The sequence below is a fragment of the Methylocystis sp. genome, assembly GCF_050251305.1.
In the GTDB taxonomy this organism is placed as follows: Bacteria; Pseudomonadota; Alphaproteobacteria; order Rhizobiales; family Beijerinckiaceae; genus Methylocystis.
Genome location: NZ_JBFWNB010000004.1, coordinates 30,276 through 55,432 on the forward strand (window position 1 = coordinate 30,276; position 25,157 = coordinate 55,432).

The window sequence follows — 25,157 nt, forward strand, 5'->3', positions numbered from 1 at the left end:
ACGAAATGGCGGAAGGTGTAATATTTCCAAAGAAGCAGCAAAGGACTGGCTAATGACGCGGCGCCTTGAGCCAATACTCTGTGCAAAGTTTAGTCGGCGTGGAATGTTCGGCGCGTCGTTTGGCGCGGCCGCCGCTCTCTGGCTTGCGGGAGATTGCGCCAAAGCCGACACGTTCGCGGCCTTTTTGCACGGGTTGTGGCCGTCGGCGCAGGCTGCGGGAGTCTCGCGTCAAACCTTTGACGCGGCGATCGCCGGACTTGCGCCCGATCCGTCGGTTTTGACGAAACCGCGCGCACAGGCTGAATTCACCATCACGATTCCCGCCTATCTCGCCGGATCTGTGACGAATGGTCGCGTCGCGCGCGGTCGGGCGGTCGCCGCCGAACTCGCGGCGCCGCTTGGCCGAGCCCAGGCGCGGCACGGCGTTCCAAGCGAAATCATCGTCGCCATTCTGGGCGTCGAGAGCAATTTCGGCACGGCCGCCGGCGGCGCCGACGCGCTCCGCGTTCTGGCGACGCTGGCCTGGAAAGGCCATCGCGCGGAAACCTTCGTCGACGAATTCGTCGCCGCGCTCGTCATGCTGGAGAGGGGCTATGCGACGCGCGCGCAATTGCGCGGCTCCTGGGCCGGCGCGATGGGCCAGCCGCAGTTCATGCCGTCCGCCTATCTCAAATATGCCGAAAGCGACGGCGGCTCCGGCGCGCCGGACATCTGGCGTTCGCGCGCCGACGCTGTGGCGTCCATCGCCAATTTTCTGGCGAAGTCGGGATGGATCGCCGGCTTGCCCGCCGTCATCGAAGCGCGCCTGCCCGAGGGCTTCGACTATGCGGATTTCGATCTCGACTTCGCCCGATGGCGGCAGCTCGGCGTGACCCGCGCCGACGGCGGCGCGCTTCCGGCGTCCGGCGCCGCCAGCCTTTTTCTGCCGGCCGGCGCGAAAGGACCAGCCTTTCTCATCACCGACAATTTCGAAGTCATCCGCCAATACAACACGTCCGACGCCTATGCGATGTCCGTCGCGCTGCTGGCCGACCGCATCGCCGGGCGCGACATCCCGATCGCGCCCTGGCCGAAAATCACGCCGCTGTCGACCGCCGACGTCAAAGCGATCCAGCAACTCCTGAACAAGCGCGGCCTCTATCAGGGAACGTTCGACGGCAAGCTCGGCCGCGCGAGCCGCAACGCCATCCACGCGTTCCAGCTGAGCGAAGGCATACAGCCCGCCGACGGCTTCGCGACGAAAGCGGTCTTGGCGCGGCTGCGCGGCCAGTAGAGCCGTCGCGGTTCAGATGTCGAGGTGGCGGTAGACCGAGACTTCCTTTTCGCGCGCGATGCGCGCCGCGTCGCCGGCGCGAACGCCGCGCCAGACGTCGAACGCGATGACCAGCGTCGTGAACAATCCCGATATCTTTCCGACGATGAAGCTTGCGGGAAAGATCAGCCGGTCCGGCGGGAGGATGAATTGCGCGCCGAGAAAAATGACGGCGGCGTTGGCGAAATAGGCCGGACGAAACAGCGATTTTTCCTCCCAGGCGCTTTGCGCATAGCTGCGCGAGTTCTTCTTGACGGCGCGGTTGTAGGCGGGATTGGGAAACATGCCCCAGAAACGCCGTTTCGGCGGCAGCGCATTCGGCCCGGCGATCAGCGCGCGATAGCTTTGACGCTCCGAAGAATGCGCAAGCAGCGCGAGAATGACGTTGGCGATCGCCAAAGCGAATTTCAGCGGAAGAAACGAGAAGGACAGTTGCGCGGCGAGATCGACGAAGAACAGATGCGTGAACGCGTTGAGCGCGAATGCGGAACGATGGAAGCTCGCGCGGTTGATGTCTTGCGTCTTCTCCTCGATGAACGCCACGCCGGTCTTGGTCTCGGCGAGCTCCTTCAGTTTCAGACGGTCATAGTCGTCGGTTTTGAACCGCTTTGCGATTTCGTCGATCGTTTCAAGCGGCGGCGCGCGCTTGATCTTGAACGTCGCCTTGTTGAGGAACGCGGAGATGCGCGTGAAGACGTCGCGCGCCGTCGCGTAGCGCGATGTCACCGAACTCAGAAAATCAGGCTCTCCCGCCATTGCGCGCACCTAAGCTGATTCTTTGGCTCTTTCATCGTTATAACGGCAATGCGGGCCGGCGCCGACCCTGACGGCAGGTTGATCCCATTCGTCCTCCTGCCATATTTAGGCGTGTTTCCATCCTCGCGTCTCCGCGTGAGACGCCCATCCTGCGGTTCTCCACCATGTTCAGCGCTTTTTCGACGCCACTTTCGATCGCCGAAGCCGCAGCCGCCCCGACGGCGGAGCGACTGCCGGAATGGAACCTCGCCGATCTTTATCCCGGGATGGATTCGCCGCAGATGGCCGCGGATCTTTCCAAGGCCGCGCAGGACGTTGCGCAATTCGGCAAGGATTATCGCGGCCGACTGGAGTCGCTCGCGCAAGGCGCCGACGCCAGCGCCAGGCTGGGCGAAGCGGTCAAGCGATATGAAGCGCTGCAGGATTTGCTCGGACGGCTCATGTCCTTCGCCGGTCTTCTCTACAGCGGCGACACGACCGACCCCGCGCGCGCGAAATTCTATGGCGACGTGCAGGAGAAAGTCACCAACGCCTCGGCGCAGCTGCTGTTTTTTCAGCTCGAACTCAACAGGCTGGACGACGCCACGCTGATGGCGGCGGCGAGCAAGGAGCCGCTCGCGCGCTGGAAGCCCTGGCTCGAAGACATCCGCAAGGAGAAGCCTTACGAACTCGACGACAAGCTCGAAGAGCTGTTCCACGAGAAATATATTTCCGGCGCGGCCGCCTGGAATCGTCTGTTCGACGAGACGATCGCCGGGCTACGCTTCAAGATTGGCGGCGAAGAGCTCGCGATCGAGCCCGCGCTCAATCTCATGCAGGATCCGCGCGAAGAGACGCGACGGGAGGCGTCGCAAGCGATCGGCGCGACGCTGAAAAGCAATCTGCGCACCTTCTCGCTAATCACCAACACCTTGGCGAAAGACAAGGAAATCTCGGACCGCTGGCGGGGATTCCAGGACGTCGCGGATTCGCGCCATCTCTCCAACCGCGTTGAGCGAGAGGTGGTCGAGGCGCTCGCGAAAGCGGTGGACGCCGCGCATCCGCGACTGTCGCACCGCTATTACAAGCTCAAGGCGAAATGGTTCGGCAAGGAGGCGCTGGACTATTGGGACCGCAGCGCGCCGCTGCCGGCGACGCCGGCCAAGCGCTATTCCTGGCCGGAGGCGCGCGAGATCGTGCTCAAGGCCTATGACGGATTTGCGCCGCGGATGGCGGAGATCGCCGACCGTTTCTTCGAACGGAACTGGATCGATGCGCCGGTGCGTCCGGGCAAGGCGCCGGGCGCCTTCTCGCATCCGACGGTCCCGTCCGTGCATCCCTATGTGCTGCTGAACTTTCAAGGAAAGACGCGCGACGTTATGACGCTCGCGCACGAACTCGGCCATGGCGTGCATCAGGTGCTTGCGGCGCGTCAGGGCGCCTTGATGGCGCCGACGCCGCTCACGCTGGCCGAGACCGCATCCGTCTTCGGCGAAATGCTCACCTTCCGCGCGCTCATCGCGCAGGCGTCGGACAAGGCGCAGCGGCGCGCGATGCTGGCGTCGAAAGTCGAAGACATGATCAACACCGTCGTGCGGCAGATGGCGTTCTACGCCTTCGAGCGAAAGGTGCACAATGCGCGGCGCGAGGGCGAACTGACCGCCGACCGGATATGCGAATTATGGATGAGCGTGCAGGGCGAAAGCCTTGGCCCTTCGATCCGCCTGGGTCCGGGCTATGAGACGTTCTGGGCCTATATCCCGCATTTCATCCATTCGCCGTTCTATGTTTACGCCTATGCGTTCGGCGATTGCCTGGTGAATTCGCTGTATGGCGTCTATCAGAAGGCGCATGAAGGATTCGCCGAGCGTTATTTCGCTTTGCTCGAAGCAGGCGGCGCCAAGCCCTACAATGAATTGCTCAAGCCGTTCGGGCTGGACGCGCGCGACCCGGCGTTCTGGAACATCGGACTCGAAATGATCGAAGGTCTGATTGCGGAACTGGAGGCGATGGAGGAGGCGTAAGTCGTCCTCGGCAATATTGCGATCTCCGCGCCATTCGCCTGCGCCGAATCGACCACAAAAAAACGCCGGTCTGAGACCGGCGTTTCTTTTTTTCTTGCCGCTGCCGCTTACTGCTTGCCGGCGCGAATCACGAATTTTGAATTGTCGCATTTGACTTCGCCGCTGAGCACATGGCCGCTGGCGGTGGCGGCGGGCTTGCCGGTCCAGACGCAGTTCTTCTTGTCGTCGGTGCGGTCGACGAGGTTGAGCGTAAACGCTTCGCCTTCAGCAGTGCCCTCAAGCTTGTAGTCGAGCGTCTTGCCGGTATCGAACTGCATGCTGGCGGATCCGGAAACCTTGCCGCCTTCATTGTTGAGCGTCCAGGTGCCGGAAGCGACCTTGATGCCGACCGCGTTGGATTCGGTCACGCTCCATTTCGTGGTCTCGGCGGCGGCGGCCACGCACATCGCCAGCCCAATCGCCGTCGTCGTCAATGCAATCTTGATCATCCTTGATGCTCCCACAGTTATCGATGGGCGGCATTTTCGGCCCACCCCTGAGGCTCTTGAGAAATGCGGCCACCAAAGCCATCCGGCTTTTCGCGCATCCAACGCGAAGCGCGACAACGCGTGAATCGATGCGCAATGTCAAATAAATTCGATTACGCTGGCGTCAACGATTTGAAGAAAGGCAATGGCTCAATGTTGGAAGAAGGCTGGCGTCGGGTCGACGACTATATCGCTGAGGCGTTGATCTCAAAGGAAGAAGCGCAAGAGACGACGCTCGTCGCCAATGCGCGCGAGAAGCTTCCGCCGATCGACGTTTCGCCCCCGCAGGGCAAATTGCTGCAGCTGCTCGCATGCGCCATTGGCGCCAAGCGCATTCTCGAGATCGGGACGCTCGGCGGCTATTCGACAATCTGGCTGGCGCGCGCCGTCGGAGAGGGCGGCAAGGTCGTCACCTTCGAAGTCGATCCACGCCACGCCGCGGTCGCCCGCGACAATATCGCGCGCGAAGGCTTGAGCGCGCGCGTCGATCTGCGCGTCGGCGCGGCGCTCGATATGTTGCCGCAGCTTGAGTCGGAGCAGGGGCCGCGCTTCGATTTCGCCTTTATCGACGCGGACAAGCCGAACAACGCCGCCTATTTCGCTTACGCGCTGAAACTGTCGCGGCCCGGCGCCCTGATCATCGTCGACAATGTCGTGCGGGAGGGCGCGGTCGCCGATCCCGCCATAACCGACAGCGGCGCGCTCGGGGCGCGCGCGCTGTTTGAGGCAGTTGCGGCGGAGGGTCGGGTGGAGGCGACGGCGGTGCAGACTGTCGGCGCCAAGGGCTGGGACGGCTTCCTGATCGCGCGCGTCAGATAGCCGCCGATTGCGTCGGCCGTCAGGCGTTTTCGAACGCCCGTTTGCCGCGGCGCTTGCGCGGCACCGGCGCGCCGTCGGCGCCGAACAGCGCCGCTTCGACCTGATTGCCGCTGTCGTCATAGCGCCAGGAGATGCGCGCCGCGCCGAGATCCTTGCGGACCGTCGGCTTCCCTTCGGCGTTGAAATAGGCCTCTTCGACCTGATTGCCCTTGGCGTCATAGAAGCGGGCGACCCGGGCGGCCCCGAGGCTCTTGCGCTTCATCGGCCGCCCGTCGTGGTCGAAATAGGTCTCGACGACCTCGACCCCTCCGCGTGTGGGCGCCGGCTCGGCGATCGCTTTCGGCGCCACGCGGATTTCGCCGTGGTTCGCCGCGGTGATCTTGCCGTTCTGAGAGCAGCGCCGCTCTCCCGAGGCGGCGCGGCGCGACGTCTTCACGAGACGCGTCGCCAAATGAGGTTTCTGTTCCATGATCCCAAATCGCTGGGCGGTCCGTTGGATCGACGACGCCGCCAATCTGAGCTGAGCGGCGGATGCGCGCGTGACCACGCGCGCTGACGATCGACGGATACGCTGTTCTGACTGCTCCGCCCCGGCGTGCGCAGGGGCGGGAGCGCGGAGCCGCATGCTGCGGCAAGCGTCAGATCAGGACGGGAGGCGCGCGGGAGCCGAGGGGGGGAGTTGCGGCCTCTGGACGCAGAAAGCTCTCGTCAAAGGCGAGCTTTATCGTCGAATAGGCCGCCGGCGGCGGAGTCTCGCCGACGAAGGGCGACGCGGCGGTCGCGCCGCCGAGCGACGCGCAATGCATGACGCAGCAGACGTCGCCGCCATGCCGCGCCGGACGCGCCGGCGTCGCGGGGTCGCCGGACAGCGGCCCCGAAGACTTATTGAAGCAGATGGCGCCGCCGAACAGGCCCGGCGCGCGTCCGCTGAACGAAGCGCCGACTGCAAGGCCTTGCAAAACAAACAGATAGGCGACGAGCAGGGTGACTGCCGTCGATCCGTACTGCCAAGTTTTGACTTCGCTGCGCGCGCTCATAGCACGTCGAAGCTATTCACTGATCTTGTTAAGGTCAATGGCGGCTTCGGCGCGCGCGGCGATTGAGCTGGATACAGTCGCCCTCAAGGACGTCTTCATGGACACCCTCAAGGACGTCCTCATGGACGCCTTCACGGGGTCCAGGGCCGCGCCTCGTCCGACGAAGGCTCGAGCTCTTTCTGCGTTTCGATGGCCTCGGACAGCTCCCGCAGCGCTTCCCTGACGCCTGTGCCGGTCGCCGATGACAGGAGCAGCGGCGGCGGATGGCGCTCGGCCGTCTCCGGTCCCGCGGCGGCGATCGCCCGCTTCAGCCGCTCCCGCTGCTTCTTGAGATGATCCGGGTCGACCGCATCGGTCTTGGACAGCGCGACGATTTCAGGTTTCTCGGCGAGGCCGGCGCCATAGGCGGCGAGTTCGCCGCGGACGACCTTATAATCCTTGCCGGCGTGTTCGCCGGTCGCGTCGACGAGATGCAACAGCGCCCGGCAGCGCTCGATATGGCCGAGAAAGCGGTCGCCGAGGCCGTGACCCTCATGGGCGCCCGCGATCAGCCCCGGAATATCCGCCAGCACGAACTCGCGATCGTCGCTGCGCACGACGCCAAGACCTGGATGAAGCGTCGTGAAGGGATAATCGGCGATCTTGGGCTTCGCCGCCGTCACCGTGGCCAGAAATGTTGATTTGCCGGCGTTGGGCAAACCGACCAGACCGGCGTCGGCGATGAGCTTTAGCCGCAGGATGATGGTGCGTTCCTCGCCGTCCTGGCCGGGATTGGCGCGCCGGGGCGCCCGATTGGTCGAGGTGGTGAAATGGGCGTTGCCGAAGCCGCCGTTGCCGCCCCGGCAGATGACGACGCGCTGCCCGACTTCGGTCAGGTCGGCGATCAGCGTCTCCTCGTCCTCTTCGAAAATTTGCGTGCCGACCGGCACTTTCAGCACGGCGTCGGCGCCGCGTCCGCCGGCGCGGTTCTTGCCCATGCCGTGACCGCCAGTCTTGGCCTTGAAATGCTGCTGATAGCGATAGTCGATCAGCGTGTTGAGGCCGGCGACGCATTCAGCGACGACGTCGCCGCCGCGTCCGCCGTCGCCGCCGTCCGGTCCGCCGAATTCGATGAATTTCTCGCGTCGAAACGAGACGCATCCCGCGCCGCCATCGCCGGAGCGGACACAAACGCGCGCCTGGTCGAGAAACTTCATATCGCGCTCACGGTGAGAAAAAGCGTGGCCGTCGCGCGCCGAACAGCGTATGCGCTTCGCCGCGCTTCAATTCGAAAAGCTCCACCTCCATGTCGCCGCCGCGCGCGGGCGCCGACGTCACGCCGCGCCCGATCGGCCGAAAGCCGAGCTTCTCATGGACGTGCAGGGAGGACGGATTGTCCGGCCGCGCCGAGGACACGACGCGATCCAGCGAGGTGATGCCAAAGGCGAGATCGATCAGCGCCCTGGCCGCTTCGGTCGTGAAGCCTTGTCCCCAATAGTCTTTGCCGAGCCAGAACCCGAGCGTCGCCGAGCCGCGCCGGTCGGCGCCGTGAAGGCTCACCAGGCCAATCGGCTCGTTCGGCCGGTTCTTCGGGGTGACGACAAGATTGAGGCCGCCGCCCGCGCCATTCTCTTCGCGCGCCGAGGCGATGAAGGCGTCGGCGTCGTGCGGCGCGTAAGGGTGTGGAATGCTCGCGGTCATCAGCGCGACGTCGGGATCGCCGACGTGCCGGCGAATTTCCGCGGCGTCAGCCGCGCGCGGCCAGCGCAGCCAGAGTCGTTCCGTCTCCAGCCGAAAAACGTCGTCGCGGGTAATTTCGGGAAACATTCATTGCTCCAAACGAGATCGGAAATATCGCCCTAAGAGCCACAAGGGAGCGTGCTCCCCCTTGGCCCGTCTCGGCTCTTCCGGACATCTCGCCTGAAACGTTCCCGCCTGAATCCGATAAGCGAGCGAGTCGAGACGACCATGTTCCGCCGGAAGGCCGGCGGCGGGTCGTCCCCTACCGCCTTCTTACTCTGCTGCGGTCGGCGCCGGCGTTACCGATACGCTGGAGCGTCCGCCGCTCGATCTGAATTCGACGACGCCGTCGACGAGCGCAAACAGCGTGTGGTCCTTGCCCATCCCGACATTGCGGCCCGGATGCCATTTGGTGCCGCGCTGGCGCACGATGATGTTGCCGCCGACGACGGATTCGCCGCCGAATTTCTTAACGCCGAGGCGTCTGCCGTCTGAATCGCGGCCGTTGCGCGACGAGCCGCCTGCCTTTTTGTGAGCCATTGTTCGCTCCGATGTCCCGTGCGGCGCCTGGGCCGCTCTAATCTATATCTCCGGAGAGGGCGCTCAGCCCTCGATCGCGGTGATTCTCACAAGCGTCAGGTCCTGACGATGGCCACGCTTGCGCTTTGAATTCTGCCGACGACGCTTCTTGAACGCGATCGACTTCGGGCTGCGGGTCTGCTCGGCGATCTCGCCCGAGACCTTTGCGCCCGCGACGGTCGGCGCGCCGATCCTGGGGCTGTCGCCGCCAAGCATCAGCACTTCGTCGAAGGTGACGGCGTCGCCCGGCGCGCCGTCGAGCGCCATGACGGTGATCACGTCGCCTGCGGCGACGCTATATTGCTTGCCGCCTGTTTTGATGACTGCGAACATCTTTTTGTCCTGTGTTCGTCCCGGCTCTGGCGGTTCCGCCGGCCGGCTTCTTGGCAGTTGATTGGCTCCGCCTCGGACTTGCGCAAAGCGCAAACGAAAAACGCGGCGGAAACCGCCGCGCCGAAGCGGCGATCATCTACGCTCTATTGGACGCGGCTGTCAATATTGCGGCGGGCCAAGGGGGCAGCCTCGGCCGCGGCGGTGGGCGGGCCGCCGCAGGGGCGGGAAACGACAAGCCATCGGCCGAATATCCGCCGGGCTCGCCGCCGGCGCCCGGTGGAACGGGCGCATTCCTTGAGCGTTATCCCCCGTTGCTCAAGTAATATTTATTGGCGTTTCCACGCATTAGGCCTCGGCGCGCCAACAGCCCGGGCGAACGCCGCATTTTTTCAAAGGAGAACGCTATGGGAAAGACGTTTTGCAAATTGATCGTCGCTTTGGGCCTGTCCTTATTGGCCTCCATGCCTGCCTCGGCCGCCAAGCTTGGCGAGATGTGCGGCGGCGTCGTTCCGATCGAATGCGACAAGGGTCTGTGGTGCGATCCCGATCCAGGCGTATGCGGCGGCGCCGACATCTCTGGAAAATGCATCGCGATCTCCAACGTGTGCACGCGGGAGTATCGCCCTGTTTGCGGCTGCGACGGCAAGACCTATGGCAATGACTGCGCGCGTCGCGCTGCGAAGGTCGGCAAAAAGTCCGACGGCGCCTGCGAAAAATCCTATCGGTGACGCTTCGGCGTGACGGCGCGGCGCACTCGGGCCGCGCCGTATCTCACGCTCAATCTCCGGCTAGTTGAAGCAGCCGCTGGCCTGCATCTGAGCGAACCAGACGGCGCAGGCCGCCTTCGCGCGCTCATAGACGCGGCGGCGATAGCCGCCGTCATAGCCATCGTATCCGTCGAACCCGCCGTCGCCGTCATACCCGCCAAAGTCGCCCGGATAGGCCTGGCCATAGCCCGGACCATAATCATAAGGGCCGCCCCAGCCGCGCTGATGCTGGCGCATGCACTTGTTGTAGTTGGCGGCGATCGCCAGACAGAGCGGCGCATTGGCCGCCTGAGCGTTCGAAGCGAAAAGAATGGCGACGGCGCAAGCCGCGCCGACGATGCTGCTGGTCAAGAGCCGCATGCGGGCGTTATCCCTGATTGCGCACCCCAGCGCATTTCGATCGATGTTTGCGGAGGCCGGCTGAAGACAGGCTGAACGGTCCCGCCTGAGCTTAGGTCCGATTACCAGCCGGCGATGCGGCGGCAGGACGAGTCGCCCGCGCCAAAGGCGTAGTGATCGCCGCAGGCGAACGCCACCGGCGGCTCTCCCGTCTGTTCGAACATGTCGTAGCCCTGCTTCAGATTGTGCCAGAACTCGGTCCAGTGCTTGTAATTGCCGCCGGCGCCGACGAAGGCGAGCCAGCTTCCGCCGGTCTCGCGGGCGATCGCCTGCTCGCTCATGCGGAACGGGAAGATGTGCACCTGCACCTCGCGCTGGCCGGCGCGCATCGCCGCCTCGACGAAGGCGTAGATTTCCTCGATGCCGCGATCGGTCATCGCGAAACAGCCGACCGACTTGCAGGCGCCATGCACCATCACGAGGCCGCCGGTGCGTCCGTTCTGGCGATCGAACGCGTTCGGATAGCCGATGTTGAAGGCGCGGTGGTAGTTCGAATGCGGGTGCAGCTGCTTCGCCGACACGCTGTAGAAGCCTTCCGGCGACTGATAATCGGCTTCCTTGAGCTTGGGGCCGAGCTTTCCCGACCATTTGCAGATCGGATACGTCTTGTAGAGCGAGAAGCGGCTGTTGCTCTTGCGGAGCCAAAGCTCGAGCTGGCCTTCCTGCTTGAAGATCCGGACGAAGACCTGATCGCCCATGCCGTAGCGGATGGGCGCCTCCTGTTGAAAGGCGTCGTCCGGCGCCGCGCGCAGGCTCGGCTCGACGGCGCGCGCGACCTGCGTAGGCTGCTGCTGCGCCGGCTCGGCCGGACCGGTCGGCGTCCCTTCCAGCGCGGCTCTCGCCGAAGGCTCCTGCGGACGCGCGGGCGGCAAGGGCGCGTTGGCCAGCGCCGGCGCCGTCGCGGGGGCTTCGGCGGCCGGCGGTTGCGCCGCAGACGCCGCCGCTTCGGCGAATTTGTCGGCAAGCGCGGCGAGATTTCCGGGTCTCGACGGCGGCAGTGGCGCGACTTTCTCGACGATCTCGGGCGTTGCCGGCGGCGGCGCGGGCGGGAAGGAGATCGAGGCCTCGACGCCGTCGCCCGGCGGCAGCGCCGCGACTTCGTCGGCGGGCTCCTGCGCCGTTTCCGCGGACGCCGGCGGCGCGGGCGGCGGCGCGGGCGGCGGCGCGGGCGGGAAGGATCCGGGCTGCATGCGAAGCGCGGTTCGGCGCAAGCCGGTCGGCAGCGCGCCGCCCCAGACGCTGAGCGCGGCCGGGCCGAGCACGGGCGATTTGCTCCCGCTCGTCGGGAAATAGCGGAAGGCCGCGACTCCGCCGACGATCGCGGCGACGGCGACCGCCGCCAGCGCCAATTGGGTCTGTCGCGGCGTCATGCGCCTGTGCAGCCTCTCATGGAGATTCTAAGCCGAGATTCCGAACGTGAGCCAAGGCTGAGCAAGACCACTGGAAAAAGGCGGATTAGTGGCCTTCGAAGGCGACGAGCGTGCGCACCGGCACGCCCAACGCCTCGAGCCGCTTGACGCCGTTCAGATCGGGCAGGTCGATCACGAAACAGGCGGCGACGACGTTGGCGCCAGCCTGGCGCAGAAGCTTCACCGCGCCCTCCGCCGTGCCGCCGGTGGCGATCAGGTCGTCGACGAGGATCACCCGCTCGCCCTTGGTCACCGCGTCCTCATGCATCTCCATTTCGTCGACGCCATATTCGAGCTCATAGGCGACCGAGACGACGCGATGCGGCAGCTTGCCCTTCTTGCGGATCGGGATGAAGCCGGCGGAAAGCTGATGCGCCACGGCGCCCCCTAAGATGAAGCCGCGCGCCTCCATGCCCGCGACCTTGTCGATCTTGTCGCCGCACCAGGGCTGCACGAGTTCGTCGACCGCCTTGCGGAACGCCTTGGCGTCGCCGAGCAGCGTGGTGATGTCGCGAAACAGGATTCCCTTCTTGGGATAATCGGGAATGGTGCGAATGGCGTCGGCGAGGGGCATGAAGGCGGCCTTCGATCGGCGGCGTGCGTCGCCGCGCATGGAGGGTCATGGCGTAACCGCCACGCGCGCAGAGATACACGCAGGGCGGGGCGGGGCGCAAATGGGGGAGGGCGCAACCCGGGCAATCGACTGAACAGCGGCCTTTGATGATGTTGCGCCAAATACCTCCACCTTGCGGGGAGGTCGGCGGTCGAAGACCGCCGGGTGGGGGCGCGCCGCTTTGGGCCGGGCGCGGTGAGAATAGCATCCCGAGCGCGCGAGCGTAAGCGCGTTTCATGCGAGAAACCCGCTAACATCAGCAATCGCGGCGGAGTCTCGCGCGCCATGCAGCACGCGAACAATTTCGATTTCGGAATCCGAGGGCAGATAATAGATGGCGTAGCTGCCGTGCAAAACGACGCGTAAATCAGGCGCGAGTTGATGACGCTCTGCGCCGGAAAACGGAAAATCCTGCAAGCGGGAAAAGGTTGCGCGGATTTTGTCGAGCAAGCGCGTCGCAATCGATTCAGAACTGTCGTCCGCAACATAAGCCCAGATTTCGGCAAGGTCCGCTTCCGCCGCATCAGTCAGGTGGAGGTCGAGCGGTCGGCTAATAGCTTCCTCCCTCTGGCGATAATCTTCGCAGCGTCAAACTTCTTCACGCGGCCGGCTGCGACATCGGCAAGGCCTTTGTCGATGTCGGCCTTCAACGCCTCGAGCTCCTGAAGCTGCAAGGCGCGTTTCAGCTTCCAATCGCGCAACGCGGCGCGAACGACTTCGCTCGCCGAAGCATAGTCGCCGCCTTCAACAGCGTCCTTGATGGTCGCCGCCATGTCGGTCGGCAGGGTGATGGTCAGTCGCTCGATATCCGCCATGCGCGGGTCTCCCAAATCAAATCATATATTATCATACTTATGATGCTTTGGGAGGAACGCCAGGCGGTTGGTTGATCCGCGTTTTTCCTGTGAGGAATGCGCCCGCGCCGCCTATCCCCCATTCACCCGTTTCATCACCGCGTCGAGCTTCTTCAACAGCTCCGGATCGCGCGCGTCGGGCGCGGTGAGGATGGCGTTCTCAAGCGCGCGGTCCGAGCCGACCGGGCAGGGTTCGTGCTCGCGCGGAAACTCCGCCAGAATGCGCGCGAGCAGACGCGCGACCGCCGAAGCATTCTTCTGAACCACCGCGATCACCGCAGTGATGTCGACATTGTCGTGATCGGGATGCCAGCAGTCGAAATCCGTCACCATGGCGACGGTGGCGTAGGAGATTTCCGCTTCGCGCGCGAGCTTCGCTTCCGGCATCGCCGTCATGCCGATCACGTCATAGCCGGCGGCCTTGTAGGTCAGCGATTCGGCGTAGGACGAAAACTGCGGGCCTTCCATGCAGACATATGTGCCGCTCGCGACGTGATCGATGTTCTCGGCCTTGGCCGCCGCGGCGATGCGCGCGGACAGCAGCGGCGCGATCGGATGCGCCATCGACACATGCGCGACGCAGCCATTGCCGAAAAATGAGGATTGTCGCGCGACGGTGCGGTCGACGAATTGATTGACGAGGACGAAGAGTCCCGGAAAGAGCTCCGCCTTGAACGAGCCGCAGGCGGAGACCGAGATCAGATCGGTGACGCCGGCGCGTTTCATGGCGTCGATATTGGCGCGGTAGTTGATGGCCGACGGCGAGAGCCGATGGCCGCGCCCGTGCCGCGGCAAAAAGACCGCCTGGGTCTCGCCCATCTGTCCGAAGCAAAGCTCGTCGGAAGGATCGCCCCAGGGCGTCGTAACGCGCTCACGACGAATATTGGTCAGTCCCGGCAAATCATAAACGCCTGACCCGCCGATTATTCCGACGACCGCTTTGGTCATGAATCACGTCTCCTGCTGAGCTGCTGAATTGGCCATTGATGAGCCGGCGAGCGCCGGCGCCGAAAATCGCGGCAATGTGACAGGGTTGCGCCCCCAAAAAGCCTGTGTTAGGGGACGCTCGCCTTGGAGCTAGGGCACAGCGGCCCTCGTTCCTTTTCCTACAGCATCCGTCGTTTGAGGCTAACCGCTTATCGTCGCGATCGTGCTTTTTTGCACTGCGAGCGGCGTTCTCAAAACGGCGTAGATTGACGAGCGAACCAGGTGGCTCAAGCCGAAGATTCCTTATCAGGCGTCGCAGGTCGCTACGCCTCAGCCCTCTATGATCTGGCGACGGAAAAACGCGCAGCCGATGACGTCGCCGCCGCGCTCGACAAATTCCAGTCTCTGATCGACGAAAGCGCCGATCTCAAGCGGCTGGTGAAAAGCCCGGTGTTCTCCGCGCAGGAGCAGGTCAAGGCGCTCGACGCCGTTCTCGCCAAAGCGCAGATCTCCGGCGTCGCCACCAATTTTATCCGACTCGTCGCGTCCAAGCGGCGTCTCTTTGTCATCTCCGACATGATCGCCGCCTATCGCCGGCTGAACGACAGGGCGAAGGGCCTGGTGCGCGCCGACGTGACGGTCGCCGGGCCGCTGAAGCCCGATCATGAAGCGGCGCTGCGCGAGGCGCTCGCCGGCGTCAGCGGCGGCAAGACCGTCGATCTCAACGTCAAGACAGACCCGTCGATCATCGGCGGCCTGATCGTCAAACTTGGTTCGCGCATGGTCGACGCGTCCGTGCGCACCAAGCTCAATTCAATCCGAACACGCATGAAAGAGGTCGGCTGATGGATATCCGCGCCGCAGAAATTTCCTCGATTCTCAAGAATGAGATCGCCAATTTTGGCGCCGAGGCAGAAGTCACCGAAGTCGGACAGGTTCTCTCGGTCGGCGACGGCATCGCGCGCGTCTACGGACTGGACAATGTGCAGGCCGGCGAGATGGTCGAATTCGAGAATGGCGTGCGCGGCATGGCGCTCAATCTCGAAACCGACAATGTCGGCATCGTCATTTTCGGCTCCGACCGCGACATTAAGGAAGGCCAGACGGTCAAGCGCACCGGCGCCATCGTCGACGTGCCGGTCGGCAAGGAGCTTCTCGGCCGCGTCGTCGACGCGCTCGGCAATCCGATCGACGGCAAGGGCCCGATCAAAGCCGCGCAGCGCTCCCGCGTCGACGTCAAGGCGCCCGGCATCATTCCGCGCAAGTCGGTGCATGAGCCGATGGCGACCGGCCTCAAGGCGGTCGACGCGCTGATCCCGATCGGCCGCGGCCAGCGCGAGCTCATCATCGGCGACCGCCAGACCGGCAAGACCGCCATCGCGTTGGATACCATCCTCAACCAGAAGTCCCTGAACGATGGCGACGACGAGAAGGCGAAGCTCTACTGCGTCTATGTCGCCATCGGCCAGAAGCGCTCGACGGTGGCGCAATTCGTCAAGGTTCTCGAAGAGCGCGGCGCGCTCGAATATTCGATCGTCGTCGCCGCCACCGCGTCGGATCCGGCGCCGATGCAGTTCCTCGCGCCCTTCTCGGGCTGCGCGATGGGCGAATATTTCCGCGACAACGGCATGCATGCGGTCATCATCTACGACGATCTGTCGAAGCAGGCCGTCGCCTATCGCCAGATGTCGCTGTTGCTGCGCCGCCCGCCGGGCCGCGAAGCCTATCCGGGCGACGTCTTCTATCTGCATTCGCGCCTGCTGGAGCGCGCGGCGAAGCTGTCCGACGACCGCGGCGCCGGCTCGCTGACCGCGCTCCCCGTCATCGAGACGCAGGCGAATGACGTGTCGGCCTATATTCCGACCAACGTCATCTCGATCACCGACGGCCAGATCTTTCTCGAGACCGATCTCTTCTATCAGGGCATTCGTCCTGCGGTGAACGTCGGCCTCTCGGTGTCGCGCGTCGGCTCCTCGGCGCAGACCAAGGCGACGAAGAAGGTCGCCGGCAAGATCAAGGGCGAACTCGCGCAATATCGCGAAATGGCGGCCTTCGCGCAGTTCGGCTCGGACCTCGACGCGGTGACGCAGCGTCTGCTCAATCGCGGCGCGCGGCTGACCGAGCTCCTGAAGCAGCCGCAGTTCTCGCCGCTGAAGATGGAAGAGCAGGTCTGCGTGATCTACGCCGGCGTCAACGGCTATCTCGATCCGCTGCCCGTCAACCGCGTGCGCGCGTTCGAGGACGGCCTGCTCGCACTGCTGCGTTCGCAGCACGGCGACATTCTGGAGAGCATCCGCTCGACGAAGGATCTGACCGACGACACGGCGGCGAAACTCAAGACTGTCGTCGAGAACTTCGCCAAGTCCTTCGCGTAATTTCTTCCTCTTCCCGCTTCGGGGAGAGGCAGCAGCCCTCTAGGCCAGAAGCAAGCCCATGCCCTCGCTAAAGGACCTCCGAAACCGCATCTCTTCCGTCAAGGCGACGCAGAAGATCACCAAGGCCATGCAAATGGTCGCCGCCGCCAAGCTGCGGCGCGCGCAGGCTGCGGCGGAAGCGGCGCGGCCTTACGCCGAGCGCATGGAGTCGGTGCTCGCCAATCTCGCTTCCGGCGTGACGGCGGGCGGGCCGCCGCTCCTGGCCGGCAACGGCAAGGACGAGACGCATCTGCTGATCGTCGCGACGGCTGAACGCGGCCTGTGCGGCGCGTTCAACTCCTCGATCGTGCGCCTCGCCCGCGAGCATGTCGCGCGGCTTCAGGATCAGGGCAAGACGGTCAAGATCCTCTGCGTCGGCAAGAAGGGCTACGAGCAGCTCCGCCGCCAGTACGAGCGCAATATCATCGAGGTGATCGAACTGCGCGGCGTCAAGCAGCTCGGCTTCGACAATGCGGATGAGATCGGCAAGAAGATCATTCACATGTTCGAGGAAGGCGACTTCGACGTCGCGACGCTGTTCTTCTCGCGCTTCAAATCGGTGATCTCGCAAATTCCGACGGCGCAGCAGATCATCCCGGCGCAAATCCCGTCCAACGAAAACGCGCCGGCCGTCGAAGGTCCGCAGGCGGCCTACGAATATGAGCCGGGACAGGACGAAATCCTTTCGACGCTGTTGCCGCGCAACATCTCGGTGCAGGTGTTTCGCGCGCTGCTCGAAAACGCCGCCTCCGAGCAAGGCGCCCGCATGAGCGCGATGGACAACGCCACGCGCAACGCCGGCGAAATGATCCGCAAGCAGACGACCCTCTACAACAGGTCGCGGCAGGCGATGATCACCAAGGAGCTCATCGAAATCATCTCGGGCGCCGAGGCGCTCTGACGCATTTTAGGACGAGGACGAAACATGGCCGCCAACAAGCCCACCGGGCGCATCACCCAAGTCATCGGCGCCGTCGTCGACGTGCAGTTCGACGAGCATCTGCCTGAGATTTTGAACGCCCTCGAGACGACGAATCAAGGCAACCGCCTCGTTCTCGAAGTCGCGCAGCACCTCGGCGAAAACTCCGTGCGCACCATCGCCATGGACTCGTCCGAAGGTCTGGTCCGCGGTCAGGAAGTCACCGACACCGGCGCGCCGATCTCGGTTCCGGTCGGCGACGAGACGCTCGGGCGCATCATCAACGTCATCGGCGAGCCGGTCGACGAAGCCGGTCCGCTCAACACCGGCAAGTCCCGCGCGATCCATCAGCCGGCGCCCTCCTATTCGGAGCAGGCCACCGAGGCGCAGATTCTCGAAACCGGCATCAAGGTCGTCGATCTGCTCGCGCCCTACGCCAAGGGCGGCAAGATCGGCCTCTTCGGCGGCGCGGGCGTGGGCAAGACCGTGCTGATCATGGAGCTCATCAACAACATCGCCAAGGCGCACGGCGGCTATTCCGTCTTCGCCGGCGTCGGCGAGCGCACCCGCGAAGGCAACGACCTCTATCACGAAATGATCGAGGGCGGCGTCAACAAGAAGGGCGGCGGCGAGGGCTCGAAATGCGCGCTGGTCTACGGCCAGATGAACGAGCCGCCGGGCGCGCGCATGCGCGTCGCGCTCTCCGGCCTGACCGTCGCCGAGGATTTCCGCGACCGCGGCATGGACGTGCTGTTCTTCGTCGACAACATCTTCCGCTTCACCCAGGCGGGTTCGGAAGTGTCGGCGCTTCTCGGCCGCATCCCCTCGGCGGTCGGCTATCAGCCGACGCTCGCGACCGACATGGGCGCGCTGCAGGAGCGCATCACCACGACGACCAAAGGCTCGATCACTTCGGTGCAGGCGATTTACGTCCCGGCCGACGATTTGACCGACCCGGCGCCGGCCACCTCCTTCGCGCATCTTGACGCGACGACCGTGTTGTCGCGCTCGATCGCTGAGAAGGGCATTTATCCGGCGGTCGATCCGCTCGACTCGACCTCGCGCATGCTGTCGCCGGCGATCGTCGGCGAAGAGCATTACGACGTCGCGCGTAAGGTGCAATCGACGCTGCAACGCTATAAGTCGCTGCAGGACATCATCGCCATTCTGGGCATGGACGAACTTTCCGAAGAGGACAAGCTCGTCGTCGCCCGCGCCCGCAAGATCGAGCGCTTCCTGTCGCAGCCGTTCCATGTCGCCGAGGTGTTTACGGGTTCGCCCGGCAAGCTCGTCGCGCTCGCCGATACGATCAAGGGCTTCAAGGGCCTCGTCGAAGGCGAATACGACCATCTGCCCGAGGCCGCCTTCTACATGGTCGGCTCGATCGAAGAGGCGGTCGAGAAGGCCGCCAAGCTCGCCAAGGAAGCGGCGTAACGTCCGATGTCGCGCCGCAACCGCCTTGTGCTGTGCGGCGCGATTATCGTGATCACCGCAATAGTTGCATCGGTGATTGGCGGCGCCCAATGTGGGTTTCAGTGCTTTTATACGCTGCCCATTGGCGACAAGCCCTGTCCCGAGTTGCAGTGTTGGCGTTACACGGCGATCGGAGCCGCACTCGGGGCAGCGGCTGGTGGATTGGTGTGTCTGACAGGCTGGAAGATGGGTCGGGAACTGATCCAAGTCTTTAGAGGTAGACTGAAATGACCGCATTCCACTTCGAACTCGTCTCTCCCGAGAAGCATCTCTTCTCCGGCGAAGTCGAATCGGTCGTCGCGCCGGGCGCCGACGGCCAGTTCACCGTGCTCAAGGATCATGCGCCGGTCATGACCACGCTGAAAGCGGGCGTCGTGACCGTCGCCGGCGGCGACGGCAAGGTCGAAAAGCTGTTTGTGCGCGGCGGATTCGCCGACGTCAGCGCGTCGGGCTTCACCATTCTCGCCGAACAGGCGATCCCGCTCGCCGAAATCGATGTCGCCAAGGTCGACGCCGACATCCAGAACGCGCGCGAAGACATCGCCGACGCCAAATCCGACGAAGCGCGCCTCGCCGCGTCCGACAAGCTGGCGCAACTGCAGGAATTGCGCACGGCGATCGGCGGCTGATCGAAGCGCGCGGCGAAAAGCCGGGCGTCCTCCATGCGCCGCCGCCCGTAAATCCCAACTTTTACGCTGCCTCTCGGCGTGGATGGCCGGGACACGCCCGCCATGACGGCTGTGCGATTGCGCCGGCCGAGCGATTGCGCAGACGCGCCGAACGCCGCGCATCGCCCAAACGCCTCGCGGTCTAAACGTCGCTCGCGTCTTCCGTCGCCGCCGACTCTTCAAGCTCCGCTTCGATGATGTCGCCGGGCTCCTCCGAGGGCGCGAGTTCGGATCGCGATTGCGCGACCTCGCGTATGGCGTCGCCAATTTCCGGATTGCGGCTGGTCAGCGTCTGCAGATCATAGGCGTCGAGAATCAGCAGTTTCGTTCGCGCCGTCGCCCGAACGTCGGCCGTGCGCGACGTCTTTTGCAGCACGGCCATTTCGCCAAAAAATTGGCCTTCGCCGAGACGGACGTTCCCATGCGCCAATTCGACTTCGACTTCGCCCTCGGCGATGAAATACATCGAATGGGCGGGGTCGCCCTTGCGCACGATCAATGCGCCGCGCGGGATGGACTGCGCCCGAAGATAGCGCATGATTTCGGCGATCGCCGCCGCGTCGAGCGTGCGAAACAGCGGCACGCTCGCAATCATCGTCCAGGTGACGACGAATTCCCGGCGATGAATCTCTTCGGCGAAAGCCGTGGCGAGGATGCCGACCGGCAGGCCCAACAGCAGGAACCCCGTCACCATGGCGAAGGAGGCGATGATTTTGCCGATCAGCGTGAGCGGCGTCACTTCGCCATAGCCGACGGTCGTCACCGTTTCGATCGCCCACCACATCGCGTCGGGAATGGTGCCGAATTTTTCGGGCTGGGCCTCATGTTCGGCGAGATGCATCGCTGTCGAATAAAACAGCACAGCGCCGAATAGAATCGTCAGCCAGGCGAGCAGCGCCTTGCGTTCGGCCTCGATCACCGCGAGCAATGTGCGGATGCCCGGAGAATAGCGGGCGAATTTGAAGAACCGCAGGAGCCGCAGCATCAAAAAGACGCGCAGATCCGTAGAGAAATAGAACGACAGATAGAAGGGCAGGAAAGCGGCGAGATCGATCAGCGCCCAGATTGACCCCATGAAGGCGATCCGCGCCGCCGTCGGCGAGCGGTCGGCGTAAAGCGTATGTTCGGGCGCGCACCAGACGCGCAACACATACTCCAGCGTGAAGGCGGCGACGGCGACATATTCGATGACGTTGAAGACGAGCGCATAGCGCTCGCCATATTCGGGCACCGATTCGAAGATCACCGAAACGACCGACAGCAGGACGAGCCCGATCAGCGCGCGATGGACGATGCGCGCGATGCGGTCATGGGCGCCGCCGTCAAGGACGACATGGACTCGTCGCCGCAACAAGGCCAGACCGTGCCGCCGGTCCGGCTCCCTCATGGCGTCGCCGCTTTTCCGCGCAGCGCGTCTTCGACCGAAGCGAGCGCCTGATCGATGGCGGTCGCGTCAGGGCCGCCCGCCTGCGCAAGGTCAGGGCGACCGCCGCCGCCCTTGCCGCCGAGCTTGACGCTGGCGACGCGAACGAAATCCACGGCGCTGAACTTCTTGGTGAGATCGTCGGTGACGCCGACGACGATCCCCGCCTTGCCGTCGGGCGAGGCGCTGGCGATCGCGACGACGCCAGAACCGATCGCCTTCTTGGCGTCGTCGACCATCGACTTCAGATCCTTGGCCTCGATGCCTTGGACCGCCCGCGCGAGGAGCTTGACGCCGCCGACGTCGCGCGGCTTGTCCGCGGCGCCGTCGCCGGCGCCGCCGCCCATGGCGAGCTTGCGCTTGGACTCCGCGAGTTCGCGCTCCAGCCGCTTGCGTTCCTCGAGCAGCGCCGCCAGCCGCGTCGGCGCGTCCTCGACCGGCGCGCGCATCAGCGCCGCCATGTCGCGCAGCGCCCGCGCCTGCGACACGAACTGGCTACGGGCGCCTTCGGCGGTGCGCGCCTCGATGCGGCGCACCCCGGACGCGACTGCGCCCTCGCCAACGATGGCGATCAGGCCGATATCGCCGGTGCGGGCGACATGCGTGCCGCCGCACAGTTCGACCGAGAAGGGATGCGCGACGCCGGGGTCCGGCCGGCCCATCGAGACGACGCGCACTTCGTCGCCGTATTTCTCGCCGAACAGCGCGCGCGCGCCGGATCGGATCGCGTCGTCCTGCGCCATGACGCGGGTCTCGACCGGCGCATTGTCCTGAACGATTTCATTGGCGAGCGTTTCGACGCGCGCCAGCTCGTCATCGGTGAGCGGCTTCGGATGGGTGAAGTCGAAGCGCAGACGATCCGGCGCAACGAGCGAACCCTTCTGCGCGACATGCTCGCCGAGCACCTGGCGCAGCGCCTCATGCAGAATATGCGTCGCCGAATGATTGGCCCGCGCCTGCTTGCGCCGCGCGTGGTCGACGTCGAGTTCGAGCGCGAGGCCGGGCGTGATCTCGCCTTCTTCGACGACGCCCTCGTGAACGATCAGGTCGCCAAGCTTCTTGACGGCGTTTTCGACGCGGAACCGCACGCCATGGCCGCGCATCACGCCGACATCGCCGACCTGTCCGCCCGATTCGCCATAGAAGGGCGTCTGATTGAGGATCACCGCGCCGCGCGCGCCCTCTTTCAGCGAAAAGGCCTCGGCGCCGTCATGAATGAGGGCGGTGACGACGCCCTCGCTTCGCTCGGTCTCGTAGCCGAGAAATTCCGTGGCGCCGACGCGCTCCTTGAGCGCATACCACAGCGCTTCGGTCGCCGTTTCGCCGGAGCCGGCCCAGGCCTTGCGCGCTTCGGCGCGCTGGCGCTCCATCGCGGCGTTGAAACTGTCCTTGTCGACGCCGATGCCGCGCGGGCGCAGGGCGTCTTCGGTCAGATCGAGCGGGAAGCCGTAAGTGTCGTAGAGTTTGAACGCCGTTTCGCCGGAGAGCTTCGCGCCCTGGCCGAGCGCCGCCGTCTCCTCGTCGAGGATTGCGAGGCCGCGCGCGAGCGTCGCGCGGAAGCGCGTCTCTTCGGTGAGCAGCGTGTCGGCGATCAGCGCCTGGGCGCGCACGAGCTCCGGATAGGCCTGGCCCATCTCGGCGACGAGCGTCGGCGCGAGTCGCCACATCAGCGGTTCTTTGGCGCCGAGCAGCTGCGCATGCCGCATGGCGCGGCGCATGATCCGGCGCAGCACATAGCCGCGGCCTTCATTCGAGGGCGTCACGCCGTCGGCGACGAGAAAGGACGAGGCGCGCAGATGGTCGGCGATGACCCGATGGCTCGCGCCCTGCGGACCGTCGGCCGGGACGCCGGTGAAATCGGCGACCGCGCCGGTCAGCGCGCGAAACAGATCGATGTCGTAATTGGAGGTCACGCCCTGCATCAGCGCGGCGATGCGCTCCAGCCCCATGCCGGTGTCGATCGAAGGGCGCGGCAGTGGCGCCCGCTGACCTGGCGCCACCTGCTCATACTGCATGAAGACGAGGTTCCAGAATTCCAGGAAGCGGTCGCCGTCCTCGTCCGGGCCGCCGGGCGGGCCGCCGGCGAGCGCCTCGCCCTGGTCGTAGAAAATCTCGGAACAGGGGCCGCAGGGGCCGGTGTCGCCCATGCTCCAGAAATTGTCGGAGCTGGCGATGCGTATGATGCGTCTGTCGTCGAAGCCGGCGATCTTTTTCCACAGATCATAGGCCTCGTCGTCGTCGTGATAGATGGTGACGAGCAGACGGTCGACATTCAATCCGAACTCGCGCGTGATCAGGCTCCAGGCGAGTTCGATCGCGCCTTCCTTGAAATAATCTCCGAAGGAGAAATTGCCGAGCATTTCAAAGAAGGTGTGATGGCGCGCGGTGTAGCCGACATTGTCGAGATCATTGTGCTTGCCGCCGGCGCGCACGCATTTCTGCGCCGACGCGGCGCGCGCATAGGACCGCCTTTCGACGCCGGTGAACACATTCTTGAATTGCACCATGCCGGCGTTGGTGAACATCAGCGTCGGGTCGTTGTGCGGCACGAGCGACGACGAAGCGACCTTTTCGTGCCCGTTGTGCGCGAAAAAGTCGAGGAAGGCGGTTCGGATCTGGTTGACGCCACTCATGCGGTCACGGCTCGTAGATGCGTCCCGGATCCGCGGAAGCGGCGGCGCGCCGATGCGGGAGACGCGTTTAAAACAATAACCTGGGGCGGTGTTTTCGCGTCAACGAAACGGCCGCGGCCCGAGGTCGCTGCGAAGCCTGCGGCAGGCGGCGCCTTCGCGCGCTTCACCCTGCGCGATATGACAGTTTCGGGGCCAAACGGCAATGGCGGGAGGGGCGCCGAACCGGCCGGCGCCTCTCCCGCCTTCTGTCGCGACGTCGCCGCAGCGCGCGTCAGGCGCGCTCTCGTCGACCGGATCGCGAGGGGACCAGATATCGCTTAGGCGTCGTCGTCCGACGCCGCTTCGAGAATGCGCTCGGCGATCAGCCCGGCGTTCTCGCGGATCGCCTGCTCGATGCGCTGCGCCGCCTCGGGATTTTGTTTCAGAAACGTCTTGGCGTTCTCGCGGCCCTGGCCGAGCCTCTGGCTGTCGTAGGAGAACCAGGCGCCCGATTTCTCGACGACGCCGGCCTTGACGCCGAGGTCGATCAATTCGCCGAATTTCGAGACGCCCTCGCCATACATGATGTCGAATTCGACCTGTTTGAACGGCGGCGCGACCTTGTTCTTGACGACTTTGACGCGGGTCTGGTTGCCGACCGTCTCGTCGCGGTCCTTGATCGCGCCGATGCGGCGGATGTCGAGCCGCACCGAGGCGTAGAATTTGAGCGCATTGCCGCCGGTCGTCGTATCCGGCGAACCATACATCACGCCGATCTTCATGCGGATCTGATTGATGAAGATGACGAGCGTGTTGGAGCGGGCGATCGAGGCGGTGAGCTTGCGCAGCGCCTGGCTCATCAGCCGCGCCTGCAGGCCGGGCTGCACCTCGCCCATCTCGCCTTCGATTTCCGCGCGCGGCGTCAGCGCCGCGACCGAATCGACGACGAGCACGTCGACGGCGCCGGAGCGCACCAGCGTGTCGGTGATCTCGAGCGCCTGCTCGCCGGTGTCTGGCTGGGAAATCAGCAATTCTTCGAGATTGACGCCGAGCTTGCGGGCGTAGACGGGGTCGAGCGCATGTTCCGCGTCGACAAAGGCGCAGACGCCGCCCATTTTCTGCGCCTCGGCGATGACATGCAGCGTCAGCGTGGTCTTGCCCGACGATTCCGGCCCGTAGATTTCAACGACGCGGCCGCGCGGCAGCCCGCCGACGCCGAGCGCGATGTCAAGCCCGAGCGAGCCGGTGGAGATCGTCTCGATCTCGACGGCTTTCTGGTTCTTGCCGAGCCGCATGATCGAGCCTTTGCCGAAGGCGCGCTCGATCTGCGACAGCGCGGCGTCGAGCGCCTTGGTCTTGTCCACGGACGTCCCTTCCACGAGGCGGAGGTTGGCTTGGCTCACGGCTGAAAATTCCTTCTGACACGGTTCGCTAGGCGCAGGCAACGGGGGCTGCGCGGGGGCGCGGGGGCAGGGGCGTGCGCGAAATTGAAGCCTGACCCTGAACTCCAGTGTGCACGATTTGTTCTTTTTGCCAAGTTCTTTTTTTGTTCGCCGGAGCGGAGCCGGTTAAGAGACTGCCGCACGCTCGGCCC

At 64.7% G+C, this 25,157-nt stretch carries 26 protein-coding genes; 9 read left to right on the forward strand and 17 right to left on the reverse strand.

All coding sequences use genetic code 11. From position 1 onward, the window contains the following. Nucleotides 1-103 precede the first annotated feature (103 nt). Nucleotides 104-1,273 carry a lytic murein transglycosylase gene (locus tag AB7F41_RS02400; RefSeq protein WP_428380223.1) on the forward strand — a complete coding sequence of 390 codons (1,170 nt, stop codon included), beginning with the start codon at nt 104-106 and terminating at the stop codon, nt 1,271-1,273. 12 nt (nt 1,274-1,285) lie between these two features. Here AB7F41_RS02400 and AB7F41_RS02405 read toward each other — a convergent pair whose 3' ends face one another. Then, nucleotides 1,286-2,068, reverse strand: a complete 783-nt coding sequence (locus AB7F41_RS02405; RefSeq protein ID WP_428380222.1) for a hypothetical protein — start codon at nt 2,066-2,068, stop codon at nt 1,286-1,288. A 164-nt stretch (nt 2,069-2,232) separates the two neighbouring features. Between AB7F41_RS02405 and AB7F41_RS02410 the strand changes: the two genes are divergently transcribed. After that, nucleotides 2,233-4,071 (forward strand): M3 family oligoendopeptidase, encoded by a 1,839-nt coding sequence (locus AB7F41_RS02410; RefSeq protein ID WP_428380220.1) that lies wholly within the window; start codon nt 2,233-2,235, stop codon nt 4,069-4,071. Between the two features lie 107 nt (nt 4,072-4,178). Here the strand turns inward: AB7F41_RS02410 and AB7F41_RS02415 are convergent, their stop codons facing one another. Further along, a complete protein-coding gene (locus tag AB7F41_RS02415) occupies nt 4,179-4,559 on the reverse strand; it encodes a hypothetical protein (protein WP_428380218.1) in 381 nt (126 codons plus the stop codon). 192 nt (nt 4,560-4,751) lie between these two features. On the opposite strand from AB7F41_RS02415, the gene AB7F41_RS02420 reads away from it, so the two are divergent. After that, nucleotides 4,752-5,417 (forward strand): O-methyltransferase, encoded by a 666-nt coding sequence (locus AB7F41_RS02420; protein ID WP_428380266.1) that lies wholly within the window; start codon nt 4,752-4,754, stop codon nt 5,415-5,417. A 19-nt stretch (nt 5,418-5,436) separates the two neighbouring features. On the opposite strand, the gene AB7F41_RS02425 is transcribed toward AB7F41_RS02420, so the two are convergent. From AB7F41_RS02425 to rplU, 6 genes are all read right to left on the reverse strand, one after another. Further along, nucleotides 5,437-5,886, reverse strand: coding sequence for a hypothetical protein (locus tag AB7F41_RS02425; RefSeq protein WP_428380216.1), 450 nt, complete (start codon nt 5,884-5,886; stop codon nt 5,437-5,439). 169 nt (nt 5,887-6,055) lie between these two features. Further along, the gene (locus AB7F41_RS02430; RefSeq protein ID WP_428380214.1) at nt 6,056-6,454 is read right to left on the reverse strand and encodes a DUF2946 family protein; all 399 of its coding nucleotides are present in this window, start codon (nt 6,452-6,454) and stop codon (nt 6,056-6,058) included. Nucleotides 6,455-6,585: 131 nt separating this feature from the next. Continuing rightward, nucleotides 6,586-7,650: a GTPase ObgE gene (gene obgE / locus AB7F41_RS02435; protein ID WP_428380213.1), complete on the reverse strand. Its 1,065-nt coding sequence runs from the start codon at nt 7,648-7,650 to the stop codon at nt 6,586-6,588. Nucleotides 7,651-7,657: 7 nt separating this feature from the next. Further along, nucleotides 7,658-8,260, reverse strand: coding sequence for a GNAT family N-acetyltransferase (locus AB7F41_RS02440; RefSeq protein WP_428380211.1), 603 nt, complete (start codon nt 8,258-8,260; stop codon nt 7,658-7,660). Between the two features lie 186 nt (nt 8,261-8,446). Beyond that, complete coding sequence (gene rpmA, locus AB7F41_RS02445; RefSeq protein WP_428380209.1) at nt 8,447-8,713, reverse strand: 50S ribosomal protein L27; 267 nt, start codon at nt 8,711-8,713, stop codon at nt 8,447-8,449. A 63-nt stretch (nt 8,714-8,776) separates the two neighbouring features. Beyond that, nucleotides 8,777-9,085, reverse strand: a complete 309-nt coding sequence (gene rplU, locus AB7F41_RS02450; RefSeq protein ID WP_428380207.1) for a 50S ribosomal protein L21 — start codon at nt 9,083-9,085, stop codon at nt 8,777-8,779. 404 nt (nt 9,086-9,489) lie between these two features. On the opposite strand from rplU, the gene AB7F41_RS02455 reads away from it, so the two are divergent. Further along, the gene (locus AB7F41_RS02455) at nt 9,490-9,813 is read left to right on the forward strand and encodes a Kazal-type serine protease inhibitor family protein (RefSeq protein WP_428380205.1); all 324 of its coding nucleotides are present in this window, start codon (nt 9,490-9,492) and stop codon (nt 9,811-9,813) included. 60 nt (nt 9,814-9,873) lie between these two features. Here the strand turns inward: AB7F41_RS02455 and AB7F41_RS02460 are convergent, their stop codons facing one another. The 6 genes from AB7F41_RS02460 to AB7F41_RS02485 all read right to left on the reverse strand — a co-directional run bounded on the left by AB7F41_RS02460 (nt 9,874) and on the right by AB7F41_RS02485 (nt 14,075). Further along, the gene (locus tag AB7F41_RS02460) at nt 9,874-10,212 is read right to left on the reverse strand and encodes a hypothetical protein (protein ID WP_428380203.1); all 339 of its coding nucleotides are present in this window, start codon (nt 10,210-10,212) and stop codon (nt 9,874-9,876) included. Between the two features lie 101 nt (nt 10,213-10,313). Beyond that, a complete protein-coding gene (locus tag AB7F41_RS02465) occupies nt 10,314-11,621 on the reverse strand; it encodes a L,D-transpeptidase family protein (protein WP_428380201.1) in 1,308 nt (435 codons plus the stop codon). 85 nt (nt 11,622-11,706) lie between these two features. After that, the gene (locus tag AB7F41_RS02470; protein WP_428380199.1) at nt 11,707-12,234 is read right to left on the reverse strand and encodes an adenine phosphoribosyltransferase; all 528 of its coding nucleotides are present in this window, start codon (nt 12,232-12,234) and stop codon (nt 11,707-11,709) included. A gap of 273 nt (nt 12,235-12,507) precedes the next feature. Next, nucleotides 12,508-12,828, reverse strand: coding sequence for a type II toxin-antitoxin system RelE/ParE family toxin (locus AB7F41_RS02475; protein ID WP_428406435.1), 321 nt, complete (start codon nt 12,826-12,828; stop codon nt 12,508-12,510). Beyond that, on the reverse strand, nt 12,801-13,088 hold the full coding sequence (locus AB7F41_RS02480; protein ID WP_428380197.1) for a ribbon-helix-helix domain-containing protein: 288 nt from the start codon (nt 13,086-13,088) through the stop codon (nt 12,801-12,803). The genes AB7F41_RS02475 and AB7F41_RS02480 overlap by 28 nt, the downstream gene beginning before the upstream one ends. Before the next feature lie 111 nt (nt 13,089-13,199). Beyond that, nucleotides 13,200-14,075, reverse strand: coding sequence for an S-methyl-5'-thioadenosine phosphorylase (locus tag AB7F41_RS02485; protein ID WP_428380195.1), 876 nt, complete (start codon nt 14,073-14,075; stop codon nt 13,200-13,202). 261 nt (nt 14,076-14,336) lie between these two features. On the opposite strand from AB7F41_RS02485, the gene AB7F41_RS02490 reads away from it, so the two are divergent. From AB7F41_RS02490 to AB7F41_RS02510, 5 genes are all read left to right on the forward strand, one after another. Beyond that, complete coding sequence (locus tag AB7F41_RS02490) at nt 14,337-14,900, forward strand: F0F1 ATP synthase subunit delta (protein ID WP_428380193.1); 564 nt, start codon at nt 14,337-14,339, stop codon at nt 14,898-14,900. Beyond that, a complete protein-coding gene (gene atpA, locus AB7F41_RS02495; protein ID WP_428380191.1) occupies nt 14,900-16,429 on the forward strand; it encodes a F0F1 ATP synthase subunit alpha in 1,530 nt (509 codons plus the stop codon). The genes AB7F41_RS02490 and atpA overlap by 1 nt, the downstream gene beginning before the upstream one ends. Nucleotides 16,430-16,487: 58 nt before the next feature. After that, the gene (locus tag AB7F41_RS02500; RefSeq protein WP_428380189.1) at nt 16,488-17,369 is read left to right on the forward strand and encodes a F0F1 ATP synthase subunit gamma; all 882 of its coding nucleotides are present in this window, start codon (nt 16,488-16,490) and stop codon (nt 17,367-17,369) included. Between the two features lie 24 nt (nt 17,370-17,393). Next, nucleotides 17,394-18,821 carry a F0F1 ATP synthase subunit beta gene (gene atpD, locus AB7F41_RS02505; RefSeq protein WP_428380187.1) on the forward strand — a complete coding sequence of 476 codons (1,428 nt, stop codon included), beginning with the start codon at nt 17,394-17,396 and terminating at the stop codon, nt 18,819-18,821. A 266-nt stretch (nt 18,822-19,087) separates the two neighbouring features. Then, entirely contained in the window at nt 19,088-19,489 is a 402-nt protein-coding gene (locus tag AB7F41_RS02510; protein WP_428380186.1) for a F0F1 ATP synthase subunit epsilon, read from the forward strand. A 181-nt stretch (nt 19,490-19,670) separates the two neighbouring features. Here AB7F41_RS02510 and AB7F41_RS02515 read toward each other — a convergent pair whose 3' ends face one another. From AB7F41_RS02515 to recA, 3 genes are all read right to left on the reverse strand, one after another. After that, on the reverse strand, nt 19,671-20,915 hold the full coding sequence (locus tag AB7F41_RS02515) for a cyclic nucleotide-gated ion channel (RefSeq protein ID WP_428380185.1): 1,245 nt from the start codon (nt 20,913-20,915) through the stop codon (nt 19,671-19,673). Continuing rightward, nucleotides 20,912-23,584 carry an alanine--tRNA ligase gene (alaS, locus tag AB7F41_RS02520; RefSeq protein ID WP_428380184.1) on the reverse strand — a complete coding sequence of 891 codons (2,673 nt, stop codon included), beginning with the start codon at nt 23,582-23,584 and terminating at the stop codon, nt 20,912-20,914. Before alaS ends, AB7F41_RS02515 begins: the two co-directional genes overlap by 4 nt. A 317-nt stretch (nt 23,585-23,901) precedes the next feature. Further along, entirely contained in the window at nt 23,902-24,966 is a 1,065-nt protein-coding gene (gene recA, locus AB7F41_RS02525) for a recombinase RecA (RefSeq protein ID WP_428406431.1), read from the reverse strand. Nucleotides 24,967-25,157 lie beyond the last annotated feature (191 nt).